The organism is Paenibacillus sp. EC2-1 (assembly GCF_049311625.1).
Lineage (GTDB): Bacteria > Bacillota > Bacilli > Paenibacillales > Paenibacillaceae > Paenibacillus_AQ.
Genome location: NZ_CP186006.1, coordinates 2,279,681 through 2,293,315 on the forward strand (window position 1 = coordinate 2,279,681; position 13,635 = coordinate 2,293,315).

14 protein-coding genes are annotated in these 13,635 nt (G+C 42.3%); 10 read left to right on the plus strand and 4 right to left on the minus strand.

The genetic code is table 11. From position 1 onward, the window contains the following. Nucleotides 1–85: 85 nt before the first annotated feature. The 8 genes from ACK8P5_RS10800 to ACK8P5_RS10835 all read left to right on the plus strand — a co-directional run bounded on the left by ACK8P5_RS10800 (nt 86) and on the right by ACK8P5_RS10835 (nt 8,502). Nucleotides 86–949 (plus strand): MurR/RpiR family transcriptional regulator, encoded by an 864-nt coding sequence (locus ACK8P5_RS10800; protein ID WP_422660936.1) that lies wholly within the window; start codon nt 86–88, stop codon nt 947–949. A gap of 177 nt (nt 950–1,126) precedes the next feature. Next, on the plus strand, nt 1,127–2,035 hold the full coding sequence (gene murQ, locus ACK8P5_RS10805) for an N-acetylmuramic acid 6-phosphate etherase (protein WP_422660937.1): 909 nt from the start codon (nt 1,127–1,129) through the stop codon (nt 2,033–2,035). Between the two features lie 43 nt (nt 2,036–2,078). Continuing rightward, nucleotides 2,079–3,515, plus strand: coding sequence for an ABC transporter substrate-binding protein (locus tag ACK8P5_RS10810; RefSeq protein ID WP_422660938.1), 1,437 nt, complete (start codon nt 2,079–2,081; stop codon nt 3,513–3,515). Nucleotides 3,516–3,605: 90 nt separating this feature from the next. Next, nucleotides 3,606–4,508 (plus strand): carbohydrate ABC transporter permease, encoded by a 903-nt coding sequence (locus ACK8P5_RS10815; RefSeq protein WP_422660939.1) that lies wholly within the window; start codon nt 3,606–3,608, stop codon nt 4,506–4,508. Between the two features lie 19 nt (nt 4,509–4,527). Then, a complete protein-coding gene (locus tag ACK8P5_RS10820; protein WP_422660940.1) occupies nt 4,528–5,388 on the plus strand; it encodes a carbohydrate ABC transporter permease in 861 nt (286 codons plus the stop codon). Nucleotides 5,389–5,617: 229 nt separating this feature from the next. Continuing rightward, on the plus strand, nt 5,618–6,583 hold the full coding sequence (locus tag ACK8P5_RS10825) for a GNAT family N-acetyltransferase (RefSeq protein WP_422660941.1): 966 nt from the start codon (nt 5,618–5,620) through the stop codon (nt 6,581–6,583). A 2-nt stretch (nt 6,584–6,585) separates the two neighbouring features. Further along, nucleotides 6,586–7,290, plus strand: a complete 705-nt coding sequence (locus ACK8P5_RS10830; RefSeq protein WP_422660942.1) for a PIG-L deacetylase family protein — start codon at nt 6,586–6,588, stop codon at nt 7,288–7,290. Between the two features lie 72 nt (nt 7,291–7,362). Beyond that, nucleotides 7,363–8,502 carry an exo-beta-N-acetylmuramidase NamZ family protein gene (locus tag ACK8P5_RS10835; protein WP_422660943.1) on the plus strand — a complete coding sequence of 380 codons (1,140 nt, stop codon included), beginning with the start codon at nt 7,363–7,365 and terminating at the stop codon, nt 8,500–8,502. A gap of 129 nt (nt 8,503–8,631) precedes the next feature. On the opposite strand, the gene ACK8P5_RS10840 is transcribed toward ACK8P5_RS10835, so the two are convergent. Next, entirely contained in the window at nt 8,632–10,008 is a 1,377-nt protein-coding gene (locus ACK8P5_RS10840) for a glycoside hydrolase family 30 protein (protein ID WP_422660944.1), read from the minus strand. A gap of 313 nt (nt 10,009–10,321) precedes the next feature. Between ACK8P5_RS10840 and ACK8P5_RS10845 the strand changes: the two genes are divergently transcribed. Then, nucleotides 10,322–10,723 carry a PH domain-containing protein gene (locus tag ACK8P5_RS10845; protein WP_422660945.1) on the plus strand — a complete coding sequence of 134 codons (402 nt, stop codon included), beginning with the start codon at nt 10,322–10,324 and terminating at the stop codon, nt 10,721–10,723. 53 nt (nt 10,724–10,776) lie between these two features. Here the strand turns inward: ACK8P5_RS10845 and ACK8P5_RS10850 are convergent, their stop codons facing one another. Then, entirely contained in the window at nt 10,777–11,169 is a 393-nt protein-coding gene (locus ACK8P5_RS10850; protein ID WP_422660946.1) for a hypothetical protein, read from the minus strand. Nucleotides 11,170–11,206: 37 nt separating this feature from the next. Then, a complete protein-coding gene (locus ACK8P5_RS10855; RefSeq protein ID WP_422660947.1) occupies nt 11,207–12,016 on the minus strand; it encodes a hypothetical protein in 810 nt (269 codons plus the stop codon). Nucleotides 12,017–12,183: 167 nt separating this feature from the next. On the opposite strand from ACK8P5_RS10855, the gene ACK8P5_RS10860 reads away from it, so the two are divergent. Beyond that, nucleotides 12,184–12,699, plus strand: a complete 516-nt coding sequence (locus tag ACK8P5_RS10860) for a DinB family protein (protein WP_422660948.1) — start codon at nt 12,184–12,186, stop codon at nt 12,697–12,699. 186 nt (nt 12,700–12,885) lie between these two features. On the opposite strand, the gene ACK8P5_RS10865 is transcribed toward ACK8P5_RS10860, so the two are convergent. Beyond that, nucleotides 12,886–13,497, minus strand: coding sequence for a hypothetical protein (locus tag ACK8P5_RS10865; RefSeq protein ID WP_422660949.1), 612 nt, complete (start codon nt 13,495–13,497; stop codon nt 12,886–12,888). Nucleotides 13,498–13,635 lie beyond the last annotated feature (138 nt).

Below are 13,635 nucleotides of genomic sequence, written 5' to 3' on the forward strand. Positions count from 1 at the left end.
CTTATGATGAAATTGATTTTTGTAATAATGAAGAAGTAGAAAATGATTTATATTTCAATAGACTAAAGGATAAGTAGGGAAGCCAATGTCAATTAATGATAATATTTTGATTAAGATTCGAGATATGAAAGACAGCTTGACACCAGTGGAAAAAATGCTTGCCGAATACATACTAGAGAATTTAGAGGAAATTCCCCATCTATCGATAAAAAGCTTGGCACAGTTAACCAAGACTAGCGATGCATCGGTACTTCGTTTCTGTAAGACGATGGGATATACCGGTTATCGAAGTTTTATCGTCAGTATTTCGGCCTCGATTGGTTCGATGGATGAGGAGCAGAAGCATCAGTATACGGATATTCAGCCAGGAGATGATCTGTCCACAATCATTGCGAACATTTCACGTAATAACATTAAATCCATTGAAGATACCCTTAGTGTAATCAACAAGGATGCGATAGATCGAGCTGTAAAGGTACTTCGGCAGTGCAAGCGAATCGTTTTTTTTGGCATCGGTGCTTCGGGTTTAGTAGGTATTGATGCGGAACAGAAATTCACAAGGATTAATAAAATGAGTCATGCCTATACGGATGGTCATAGCCAGCTTACCGCAGCTACGTTGCTTGAGAAGAACGATGTAGCTATCTTTATATCCAATTCTGGTGAAACGGTGGATATTCTTGATGCACTTGATATTGCGAAGAAGACGGGTGCGACTACAATTGCCATAACGAAATACAATAAGAGTGAACTAGCAGATAAAGCAAATATTGTACTAAGTATTTCTACGCCAGAGCTCACCATACGAAGCGGGGCCATGGGATCACGCATTGCTATGCTTACAGTGATTGATATTTTATTCGCTGGGGTAGCTAGTGCGGAATATCGAAACGTGAAGAAATACTTGACGAAGACCCATAATATTGTATCAAGTAAACAGCGAAAATAGGATGCAGACATCGGCGAGATTAGCACTCTAGCCGGTGTCTTTTTTTGTCATAAAATAAAAATAAAAAACCATTGAAATATTTTATTATAAAATTTTATTTCAAAAACTGTTGACCGAAATGAAATTTCTCGTTAATATGCAATTATGAAATGCAAATACTGGGATAGGGGGATGGCCATGGATGAGTATCTGGCGGGATTGACGACCGAAGGGATCAATGAGAATACTCAGATGATCGATGAATGTACAACGGAACAAATGCTCCGTCTAATGAATGAGCAGGATTCCAAGGTTCCAGGCGCTGTTGCAGCAGAAATACCGCAAATTATGAAAGCGGTTGATATTGTACATCATGTGCTTAAGAATGGCGGTAAAATGTTCTACATAGGAGCTGGGACTTCCGGAAGACTTGGAGTGCTTGATGCTTCGGAATGCCCTCCTACATTTGGTACCGACCCGTTGCTGGTGCAGGGACATATTGCCGGAGGTGATGTGGCGCTGAGACTAGCAGTTGAAGGTTATGAAGACAATGCAGAGGAGGGGATCGCACTCATTGAACGAAGCGGTGTAACAGACAAGGATGTTGTCATCGGATTATCAGCAAGTGGCAGCGCGCAATTCGTTATTGCTGGACTTCAGAAAGCAAGAGAAATTGGAGCTGCAACCATCGGTGTAGTAAACAATAAGAACTCGAGGGTTGAGCCGGTGTGCGATGTATGTATTGCTCCTGTCGTTGGACCTGAGGTGATTATGGGCTCGACAAGGCTGAAAGCAGGCACCGCACAGAAGCTGGTACTGAACATGCTGACTACCTGTACGATGGTGAAGCTTGGAAAGACTTACAATAATCTAATGGTCGATTTGAAGGCTAGTAATATCAAACTGTATGACCGCTCAGTTCGTATTATTCAAGCAGCTACGGGGGTAGACGACAAGACAGCTATTGCATATTTAGAAAGCGCTTCCATGAGTTGTAAACTTGCGATCATGATGATTAAGACCGGACTGGATGCAGCCAAGGCAGAACAAGCGCTGGAAGAAAGCGAAGGAAGTCTGAAAAAAGCTTTTGCTCAGTTACAAAAGTAATATCTAAAGAGCATTGTATATTCCTAGGGGAGGTTTGTGAGTAATGAAAAAGAAAATGCGTGTATTAGCTCCTGTTCTTGCTTTGACCCTCGCGTTGTCCGCTTGTGGTGGTGGAGGCGATAAGAAGAATGAAACACCAAATACAGGATCAACAGACGGTGGTACGAAAACTGAAGCTAAAGATACGATAACAGCTCTTCTTCCACCGGTATCCGCTAATTTCCAAGATAGTTTCTCGCAACTGGAAAAAGATTTTAATGCTTTGTACCCGAACCTGACTTTGAAAATTGAGCCTGCCAGTTGGGAGGATATGACGCAAAAGCTTGATACACAAGTGAATGCGGGCAGTCCGCCAGATATTGCATTCATCGGCTCTGGTGGTCTTTCTAAATATGTTGAGCAAGGAATGCTGATGGACATCACAGATACGGCGACTAAGGAAATGGTTGAGGACTTTGATGCAGCACCAATCGAATACATGAAGCTTGGCGAAAGCCTTTATGGATTTCCAGGATACATGGAGGTTCACGCGATCGGTGGTAACAAGCAGTTCCTAGAAGAAGCCGGAATTGATTATAAGAAGATTCAAAAAGAAGGCTGGACGTACGAACAGTTCCGCGAGGAAATTAAGAAGGGTGTTGTAAAAGAAGGCGATAAGACTTCCCGATACGGCTTCGTATTTGCAACGGCGGGCGTAGCTTCCAAAGACTATCTGCAAATTTTGATCAAAAATGCAGGTATGCCACATGCCTTTGACAAAGATCTCAAATACGCATACACCAGCAAGAATTTCTTAGAAGTGCTGAAAGCAATTCGTCAGATGATCGACGACGGCTCCATGCCGAAAGAGCTTAGCTCCGTGGATGCTGGTAAACGCTGGAACATGTTCCTAACAGGGCAAACAATGATTACGGGTAAAGGCCTTGCAACGTTTGAGAACTCTGCGAACAAGAACAATGAGAAGATCAAAGCAAATGACGGAAGTGCCGTACAAGGAAGTATCCCGGTAGACTATATCGTTCTCCCTGTTCCAACTTTCGTAGGTCAAAAACAACAGTCGAGTGTTGCTGTTGACGGCTATGTCACATTCCGTGGTAAGAAAGAACCTACGCCTGAGCACAAAGCGAATGTAGTCAAAGCAGCTTATTTCCTTGCATCAGGTAAAGTAGCAGCTACAACGAACAATGATTTGTTCGCAGCACATATCACGAAGAGTGGTAAAGAAGCCGCAAAAGATATGACGATTAACAGAAATCCGGATAACGTGGCTGCGGTTGAGACCCTTCTCTCCCAAGCGACACCTGCACGCCCTGATATTCCAACAGACCTCGGTGCGAAATCCATCAAACTTGAAGATGAGGTAATGATCCCGAAACTGCAAGCGCTGATTGCTGGCGAAATCACACCGGAAGCCATGTATGACGCGGTGAAGGCAGCAGCGATTCAAGCCTTTGGTGAAGACGGCATTGTAAAAGACTAATCGATTGAACAGGATAGCCGCTTGGCCCCGCCTATGCGGCTATCCCTTATTATGTTGCTTAAACCCAAGCCGTGAAAGGAGCTTCGCATGATGAGTCAAATTGCCAAACCTATGAAAAGACGTCGTATCAAAGGAGACAGCGGCTATGGATATGTCTTTATCGCTGTTGCGCTTGTTGTATTTGCGATGTTTACTGCATATCCCGTTGTAAGTGCGTTTATTATCAGCTTTCAGAAATATAAACCGCTTGGTTCAGAATACATCGGATTTAATAACTACATGGAGACATTTGGGGATAGCCTGTTCTGGAAATCGGTTGTTAACACGGTTGTCTATACGGTGCTCACGGTACCCGTGGGGTTGTTCATCTCATTTGCTGTGGCGATCTTAATTCTACCCTTAAGAAAAAAAGTCCAGAGTGTATTTAAGGCAATCTATTACTTACCGGCAGTTGCATCCGGTGTGGCTCTGTCCGTTGTATGGCTCTGGATCTTCGATCCGATGCCATCAGGTATCTTCAACCAATTGTTAAGTGTGTTTGGAATTAGCAACAACAACTGGCTTGGCTCTAGCTCCACAGCTATGTTCTCACTTGTGCTCATGGCGTGGTTATCCAGTCATGGTACGAGTATCATTATCTATTTGGCAGCTCTCTTAGGCATTGACGAAAGTTATTATGAGGCCGCAGAGCTTGATGGTGCATCTTTCTTGAAAAAGGTATGGTACATCGTCATTCCTTGCTTGAAGCCTACCACATTATTCTTGCTTGTAACCGGCGTTATTGGCTCCTTCCAAGTATTCCAGAACGCTTACCTGATGACAGGCGGTGGACCGGATAATGCAACAACGATGGTTGGATTGCTTATTTTTAATAACGCTTTCAAATATTTCGAGTTCGGTGAAGCCGCCGCACAATCCTTAGTATTGGCATTCATCATAGCTACAATTTCCTTCATTCAATTCAAATTCATGGGCAAAGAAGTGGAATATTAAGGAGAGGAGGGCACCGATAATGGCGTTATATAACAGTCACACAGGTAAACCTGTGCGGAGACAGACCCGTAATACGGTGATTATGGTTTTACTTGTGATTTTTGCATTGGCAACACTGTTTCCAATTTACTTCATGGTGATTTCATCATTCGGGGATCCCGTAGAAGCGGGGGCGATGAGTTATTCGCTGTTCCCAACCAAAATATCGTTAGATTCATACAAATTTTTCTTCAATTATAGTGTGCATTCAGTGCGTTGGTTGATCAATTCCTTGATCGTAGCAACAACTGTCATGGTATCCAATGTATTCTTCGCAAGTCTTGCAGGTTATGCGTTCTCGAAGATTCGCTTTAAAGGCAGAGCGGTTCTGTTCTCAGTGTTGCTCGTCTCGATGATGATTCCTTATCAAGTAACACAGGTGCCTCTTTATATCCTGATTGTGAATACGTTTCAAATTCAGAATACGTATGCTGCTATGATCGTGCCTGGACTGGTTACGGTATATAACATTTTTCTGGCTAAGCAATTTATGGGTAGTATTCCTTCTGAAGTACTTGAATGTGCGAAGATTGAAGGATGCAACCAATTTCAGATTTACTTCAAAATTGTATTACCTTTATCCAAGACCGTACTTGCGGTTATGGCGATCCTTACGTTCATGGACAACTGGAACACATTCTTCTGGCCATTCCTAGTAACGAACACCATGGATATGCAGACCATTCAAGTGGGACTTAAAAACTTTAGGTTCGCCAACACGACGTACTTCGCACCGATGATGGCAGGGGCTACAATTTCTGCACTTCCCATGTTTATTCTCTTCTTCAGCTTACAGAAGTACTTCTTGGAAGGTGTAACGGTCGGGGCAGTTAAGGGTTAGCATTGGACTGAAAAGTAAGGTGTTGCACCATAACAACGATGAATACTTGGAGGAGCCATTTGCTCTAGAAGCAGGCAGTGAAGAGCGCCAACTTCTTCGTTTGTTGCGGCATGAGGCCTAATGAATTCAGCCTGTCTGTTTCTTTGGTCGGTCAGCAAATGGCTCATCTTAAATAGATAGCATGTGAACCCTGCTGAATGATTCGGCAGATGGTGGAGGTGTGTGCTGGATGATTGAGACTTGGAAGCGCGATTATACACAAGCAGTGATTGACTTATGGAATAAGGAAGCGGTGAAAGACGGGTATAAGGAGCTGACCGAAGAGAGCTTTACGTCTATTTTTCAATCGAATCCTTATTTTGATCCTGAGAATACGTTTGTGTTAGTGGAATCGGGTCAGCTCCAGGGGTTCGCCTGTGGATGTACTGGTGATGACCTGCCCCTAGGTGGTGTCGCCGGGTATATTACTTGCATTGTCCTAGCAGAAAGCTACCAAACCGATGACTATTTCACCAAGTTACTGGAGGCACTGGAGAACCGATTTAGACAACTCAGTAAAAAGCAATCGGACGTGCTTTTCTTCAACCCCATGATGCTGCCATGGTATATACCGGACACCCCGAGGCATGAACACAATAACGCTCCGGGCGTACCTGTGGATAGTGCTTTATATGATGTTCTCTTGCGTCAGGGATACATCGAACGTGCGAGGGAATACGCAATGTATTTGAACTTGTCCGATTTTCGTGTCCCCGAATCAAGTCGGTTGAAGGAAGATAAGGCAGCAGAAGATGGTTACCATGTTGAATTATTCGACCCGACTAAACATCACGGTATAGAAGAGATGCTGAAAGGATTCGATAATCCACTGTGGCAGAAGGAGATTGGGGAGTCCACGCGCAAGGGTGTGCCGGTTGTAATAGCTGCATATCAAGGTAAAGTTGTTGGTTTCGCTGGCCCTGTGATTCGTCAAGAGAATGGTCGTGGTTATTTTGCTGGTATCGGTGTTCATCCGGATCACGAAGGTCATGGACTTGGAAGTATTCTGTTCTATAAGCTATGCGAAGCGTTCAAGAACATGGGGACGGATTATATGTCACTTTATACCGGAAGTACAAATCCAGCTATACGGATCTATGAGAAGGCAGGCTTTCAGACCGTGAAGCAATTTTCAGTCATGCGAAAGGAGTTATGATGATGAGTGAACAGAAAATAACTGTACTTGCGATTGGTGGACATGTTGGCGATGCTGAATTGACAGCGGGCGGGGTCCTTGCACATCACTCCTTAAAAGGGGATCATATCGTTACATTAGCCCTAACCGCTGGGGAACGCGGCGTTCCTGCTGGACAGGATATGGCAGAATACCGGGAACAAAAGGTGCGGGAAGCGAAAGCTTTTGCAGAAATGTTAGGCGGAGAAGCCATCGTATTCGACACACCTGATGGGGAACTGAAAGACGATGAAGATAACCGCTGGGCCGTTTGTGATGTGATTCGCAGAGTGCGCCCGAATGTCATCATTACGCACTGGAAGAACAGTATGCACAAAGACCATATGACAACACATCGGATCGTGAACGATGCCAGGTTCTATGCCGGCCTGCCTTCATTCGAGCGTGAGCTTCCCGCGTTCTTCGCCTCTCGTCTTTATTATGCGGAGAATTGGGAGGATGCGGTTGATTATAGGCCTTATGTGTATGTGGATTTCTCGAAGGAAGCATTCGATCTGTGGGTAACGGCTGTGTCTCAGCATTGGTTCGTCACGGTCAGTAAGTCATTCCCATATCTAGAGTACTATAAGCATCTGGCTAGAGTACGAGGTATTGAAGCGAGAAAAGAATATGCGGAAACATTCATGATTCCAGAAGAAAGTAAACGTGTCTTGAAAGGTGAGCTTTAAACACGATCAATGACTGTAATAAGAATCTTGTTACGGTCTTTTTCTAGATGACATACATTTATGGAGGTAACGATGATCCGTAATGGAATTGATCGAATTTTAGACTACGCGCATTTATTTCAAGGAAAGCGAATTGGACTTATCACTTCACCGACAGGCCTGAATCATAAATTTGAATCTACGATTCAAATTTTACATGAGAATTATAATCTAGTGGCGCTGTTCTCGCCCGAACATGGTGTGCGCGGGGATCTGGCTGCAGGGGCTATGGTTGATACATACATGGATCCGATTACAGGTGTACCGGTTCATAGCCTGTATCGTAAAGATTCTAAGCGCCTTACTTCTGAAATGCTGGATGAAGTAGACATGGTTGTTTATGATATACAGGATGTGGGCGCACGGTATTATACATTTATTTATACGATGCTCTATGCTCTTGAAGATTGTGCGAGAGCGGGCAAGGAAATAGTTGTACTAGACCGGATCAATCCGCTGGATGGAATTACAGTGGAAGGGAACGTATTGAAGGATGGCTATCAATCATTTGTTGGTAACTATCCGCTCACTGTACGATATGGGTTAACAGCGGGTGAGATTGCACGAATGGCGAATGAACAGATGAATTGGAATGGGGAACTGCATATCGTAACATGTGAGGGCTGGGAACGGGGGATGTTGTTTACGGACACAGGCCGGCCCTGGATTATGCCCTCCATGGGATTACCACGGTTTGAATCTGCACTTCTCTATCCTGGAACCTGTCTATTCGAAGGGACGAATATTTCCGAAGGAAGAGGGACGACGGCACCGTTCGAGATGATTGGGGCGCCTTTTATCGAGGCTGAGAAGTTAGCAGATGAGATGAACGATCATCGGTTGCCGGGGGTAGTGTTTCGTCCAGTCTATTTCAAGCCTACATTCTCCAAGTTTCAGGGAGAGTTATGTCACGGTGTGCAGCTTCATATCACAGACCAGAGAGCGCTTAGACCGCTGGATACCAGTGTGACTTTAATGTATACAATTAAGAGTAACTATGTCAAATTTTCGTTTTTGCCTCCGCTAAAAGAAGGTTCGCGGCCATTTATTGATCTGCTTGGTGGGGATCATATGTATCGTAATGATCAGGTAGATGTACCAAAGCTGCTAGAGCAGTTTCGTGAAGAAAGCCGGGAGTTTTCTCTTATGAAGCAGGAGTTTCATTTATATTAAATTGAGCTGCGGTTGCTCATTCGTAGGAGCGTTAAGCTTGAAGAAAGCCCTTGGGATTTATTCCAAGGGCTTTTTCGTTATTAGATTGATTCAGTAGATGTATAAGAAATCATGGAATGGATGTGACTATTACAGAGAGCCATTCTCACCAACAAAAGTGACGACGCTTTTTGGTGGGATAACGACTTGAAACTTTCCGTTTACTAAAGGAATCGCTGATCCTTGAGTTAAGGCGGAACTATCGTTGGTCGTGAATGGGGTTAGATGTCCTGAGGTAAAGCCGTTTGGTGAGAAGTCGAGCTCTGCATTTGAATTATTATCATTAATGGCAACGATCGTAAATTTTCCGGTAGCTGGATCTTTATAGGCTGAGGTATATACGCCGAACTTCGGAGTATCTGGTGCCCCGATCCGCACGTAACCCGGTTTAATGAACTTGCTGAAGTTACCGAAAGTATAGAAACGTTTGGTCAACGCATAAGTACTTGAGGCTTTATCGACATTGATAAGACCTTCATCATTATTACCAGGAATCGCACCTGTCCAATACATCCACGCATTGACGTTGGCTTTCGTCATAAAATTATGCGTTTGTTTCGCAAATTTGAGGCCTGATCCCATACCTGGATCGTAAGAGTCAACCTTGGAGACCTCTGTCATCCACACTTTTTTGCCTTTGGAGATGGCAGTCGAGAATGGGGTTGTAGGCATCTCTGTGTTGATGATAGGTATCGGGTAATTGTGTCCTCCGACAATATCAATTCTTTCTGCAGAAGCGGGATCATTTAATGAATCCTTGATCAGATCTTCGGACCACCAAGATGATTCACCAGCAATCACTTTTGCAGATTGGACCCCTTCATTAATCATCGCTTGTTTCAAGTGATTCTTTAAGAACACTTGGAAATTGGTTGAGTTCCACTCACTGGAGTCCCACGTAAGGAAAGTCATGGAGTTAGGTTCGTTGGCAATAGAGACAGCATAGAGATCAAGATCGAATTGCAGTTTGTATTCTTTAATGAATTTCGCCATCAGTAACGCATAATCGTCATAATTAGCTTGTTTTAAGTATCCACCATTCGTTGTGGAGTTGTTCGTTTTCATCCAAGCTGGAGGACTCCAAGTACTTGCAACTAATTTATCAACGCCTCTGGCTTTTGCTTGCTGCATCACCCAGACTTGATCCGGCCTTGCATTGAAATCGAATTGACCAGGTGCAGGGTTAAACTGCGGGAACAAAGCGCCTCTGAAGATGGAGATTCCAATTCCTATATCGTCACGAAACAATAAATCCATGATCTCACTGCGGGCTGGTTCCTGAAGATCATAAATGGCATCAGACCATCCTGCTTGAGAGACCCCGAAGCCGTCAATTTCTTGTTTCACATCATTCCAATTCACACTAACATTTGTTGCTGCGTAAGAGCTGAGAGGCATTAATGGGAGTGTTACTAGTAGTGCACTCATCACCATAACCACTAGTTTGTTAATGAATTTTTTTCTCATTCCAAGCCACCTTTCAAAATGTAGTTTAACTTCCTTAGAATCCTTTCATTGTCTGCATTAAATGCAACAACATTTAACTATTATGTATGTTTATTGTATATATTCATTTCAATTTACTTACAACTCTGTGAAGAATATTTCGAACAGCAAACAGATCAAAAAAGTGGAGAACTTGTTACAAGGAGGTAAGTAGAAGAGGAACGGCACAAAATGTTCTGGATAAATCATGTAATTTGTTAGAAACTGAAACATGATACAATCATGTACGTATTAAAATATGTTATTCACTCGTTTTTTAATGGAGGGCAAAATAGTGTCAAATCAAGGTTCTACCACTAGAGGGGCTTTAATATGGTCAGGAAGAAAGTGTACCATCTTCGGCTTACCGCTTTCATTCACTAAATATTTTGTATATGAGAAAAGACTGGTCACAAGAAAAGGCTTCCTTAATTTAGCGGAGGATGAGTTGGATTTTTATAAGGTGCTTGATAAGAGTATCAAGTTACCATTCTGGCAGCGAATGTTCGGCTGTGGTTCGATTCATTTGAATGTTGCTGATGTAGATACGCCTATCAAAGTGCTTGAGTCTATAAAAGCGCCGCGTGAAGTCTATGATCATATAGATCGGATTGTCACCGATATAGCGGTTAACCATCCTATGCGTTCAGCAGCTCATATCTTAGGCTCAGTCGACCAAGGGGAGTTCTTTAATTAAGTTGTAGATAAGCAGGTGTCCTCGCGTTTTGTGAGGACACCTGCTTTTTTATTTTATATTGTAGGAGCGGTATTTAGGCAATACTTTAACTCGTAAGCAAATTGTTTAAGATCAGATGGGTTAGATTTTAAGGTAAAGAAGGTCCCTAAATCGATCCAGATTAAAAGATATTGATTTATCGCCGCTTCATGAATCCATTTTAACTCTAGATGTTTTTCGTAATGTGAGAAGTAACCTTCAAATTCTTGATTTGGGAAGTTAGATAATAAGTTAAGGAACATATTCATAACTCTATTTGTCCACCCAACAGAGACTTCTCTGCTCAGAACAGCATCTTTGAAATATCGAAGGTAAAATCTACTTCCTTCTAATTCACCTGGAATGTGATAAATGAATTCAAATTCAATGTACGTTTCTTTATTCTCACAGTCATAAATTCTAGCCATGTTCAATCTCCTGTTATGTACAAAATGCTAAACCGAATCATATTAATACTTTACCCATGATGCTTGTGATATGTTCTTTAAATACAGTGAGTTGTATAGGTGTAGCGTATTCTCGCAACGATTCGAAGCACACGATAGCATGCTTATATAATCCATCGTTTGCTGCTTTATGAGCGTAGAACAATAATTGAAATGTATAATCGATGGCTGAGTGATGTTCGAAATGATTTATTTTGTAATCTATAATTTGTTGTAAGAAGGATTGGTAGTAAGCCGTATTAATAACATCTTGAGAGGCGTGTCCCACAGAGAAAACGATATCGTGAGAGAAACGATTAATAATCGAATCGATATTGTAATTATGGTTGTTAGCTGCTTTTAGAATAGAAATCAATCCAGGTAAAAGTTCATTGCGGTTACGAGCGAGATAATCTACATAGGCATCTAACGAATTAAAGTCACCTGACAGGAGGTGAATTTCGAATCGATTTGGTTCGGAAATATACTGAAAATATTGAACTTCTCTTATGTCATCTTCGTTAAAATCTTCTTCAAACCAGTACAAATTGGAATAACGATCAATGCACTGTAGAGCTTTATCATATCTTCCGAGTTCTTTATACCCGTGACCTTTCATCAATAGACTATAGCCATAATAGTAAACAAGCGGTCTTTCAGCTAGTACTCTAATCGGTTTCATGAATCTATTCTTATAGATATGGTTGGCTCTTATGTATAGTTTATTGGATAAATCTATTAATTGCTCCCATAGTTCAAGGGAATACGTCAGTTTAATCATTTTCACGGCACTATCAAGTGTAACCGTGTCGATTTTTATTTCATTCATCTGGTTCACTTCCCTATATTTTACATAGGAGTAGTATAATTAATGTTTATTCCCAGGTCAATTCCTTACTTAGTGAGAAGATATTCTGTAGACTTTGTTGGCGAGTATGTGTTAGTTTTAACTACAATAAATGTCCATCTAAAGTGGATTATACGGAAGGATATGAGATGATGAAACGACCATCACAAACGGATTATCCGGCATATTATCAAACGTATGTGGGATTAGTACCGGATGGCAATTTGCATGAGATTCTTCTCGAACAGCAACAGTTTACTAATAATCTGATCTCATCGCTTACGGACACACAGGTGGATTACCGCTATGCTCCTGGGAAGTGGAGTATTAAAGAAGTATTAGGACATATGATTGATACAGAACGGATCATGAGTTATCGATTGCTGCGTATCGCTAGAGGAGACCAGACACCACTTGCTGGGTTTGAAGAAAATTTCTATGTGGACCATGCATATTATGAGAAACGCTCTATGGATAGTCTGCTTGTAGAATATAGGACCGTGAGGAGTTCAACCCTGAGCTTAGTGAGAGGGCTTGCTGAGGAAGCATGGGAGCGAACTGGAATTGCGAACGATAATAAAATATCAGCTAGTGCAGTGGCTTATATAATTGCTGGGCATGAGCTCCATCACCTGAATGTACTAAAGGAAAGATATTTGTCATAGTTAAAGAAATAACGAAGGGAAAGACACTGACTTGTGGGTTAGTGTCTATTTGGTATATTGGTTGTTCCGTGTAAAAAGTGGAGTTTATAATGATTTGATCAAAAGCGGAATAGATCCAATCATCGCCATAATACCGCCTAGTTTGCACATAAAGTAATAGAAGTCGCTAGGCTCATGGTCATTCGTTCATATCCATTTCAGTGAAAGGATAAATAACAAGTACTGAAACTTCTCGTATCGAAATCCGCACCAGCCATAGATGAAAAGTAGTATCGCTAACCAATAGAATGCAGGAGTTCCCTGCTTCTCATGGTATTCAGGGTAAGCTGCTTGAACTAATGAACTGGGATGGTACAATTCTTCTCCATCGCTCAAAATCCTCTTATTACCCATATAAACGGTTCCCTGAGTCACGTAGTGGCCATCCGCGTCATAGGTGGTCATTCGATGGGGTTGCCCCTCAACCCTGTACCAGTTCCCGTTCGTATATGTAATATGAAATACTGTGCCTTCCGTATTGTTGATCGTGCTGATTAAGTATTCTTCTTCATTAATAACGACAACTCGTGTATCGTCTCTAGGAACTATGTTGATTATAGGACCTCTTCTAGATTCGTAAGTGATCATACCGTTTTGTTCGCTAGCTTTCTTGTACTTTTCACCGTCTGCATAAAAAACAGATTGAGAGAAGTAAGAGCTTGCGAAGGAGAAGAGGAGGACGCCGATGATTCCCAAGATTGCTATGGTCAAAATGGTGGAGAACTTGAACGATTTGGAGGCGTGTGAGCGTTGGATCATGTTTAAGGGCGCTCCTTTCATGAAGTGGATCATTGATTTAGGTTGAATACGAGGGGCGTAGGGAACTGGTTTCACTAATATTTAAACGAGGATGTTTAGGTTTTGTTATGATAAGTTAATGAAACGCGTGTAACCAAA

Bases quoted from the DNA above. Each gene is read 5' to 3' on its own strand.
- ACK8P5_RS10800 (WP_422660936.1), top strand. From the start codon at position 86: ATGTCAATTAATGATAATATTTTGATTAAGATTCGAGATATGAAAGAC.
- murQ (WP_422660937.1), top strand. From the start codon at position 1,127: ATGGATGAGTATCTGGCGGGATTGACGACCGAAGGGATCAATGAGAAT.
- ACK8P5_RS10810 (WP_422660938.1), top strand. From the start codon at position 2,079: ATGAAAAAGAAAATGCGTGTATTAGCTCCTGTTCTTGCTTTGACCCTC.
- ACK8P5_RS10815 (WP_422660939.1), top strand. From the start codon at position 3,606: ATGAGTCAAATTGCCAAACCTATGAAAAGACGTCGTATCAAAGGAGAC.
- ACK8P5_RS10820 (WP_422660940.1), top strand. From the start codon at position 4,528: ATGGCGTTATATAACAGTCACACAGGTAAACCTGTGCGGAGACAGACC.
- ACK8P5_RS10825 (WP_422660941.1), top strand. From the start codon at position 5,618: ATGATTGAGACTTGGAAGCGCGATTATACACAAGCAGTGATTGACTTA.
- ACK8P5_RS10830 (WP_422660942.1), top strand. From the start codon at position 6,586: ATGAGTGAACAGAAAATAACTGTACTTGCGATTGGTGGACATGTTGGC.
- ACK8P5_RS10835 (WP_422660943.1), top strand. From the start codon at position 7,363: ATGATCCGTAATGGAATTGATCGAATTTTAGACTACGCGCATTTATTT.
- ACK8P5_RS10840 (WP_422660944.1), bottom strand. From the start codon at position 10,008: ATGAGAAAAAAATTCATTAACAAACTAGTGGTTATGGTGATGAGTGCA.
- ACK8P5_RS10850 (WP_422660946.1), bottom strand. From the start codon at position 11,169: ATGGCTAGAATTTATGACTGTGAGAATAAAGAAACGTACATTGAATTT.
- ACK8P5_RS10855 (WP_422660947.1), bottom strand. From the start codon at position 12,016: ATGAATGAAATAAAAATCGACACGGTTACACTTGATAGTGCCGTGAAA.
- ACK8P5_RS10860 (WP_422660948.1), top strand. From the start codon at position 12,184: ATGATGAAACGACCATCACAAACGGATTATCCGGCATATTATCAAACG.
- ACK8P5_RS10865 (WP_422660949.1), bottom strand. From the start codon at position 13,497: ATGATCCAACGCTCACACGCCTCCAAATCGTTCAAGTTCTCCACCATT.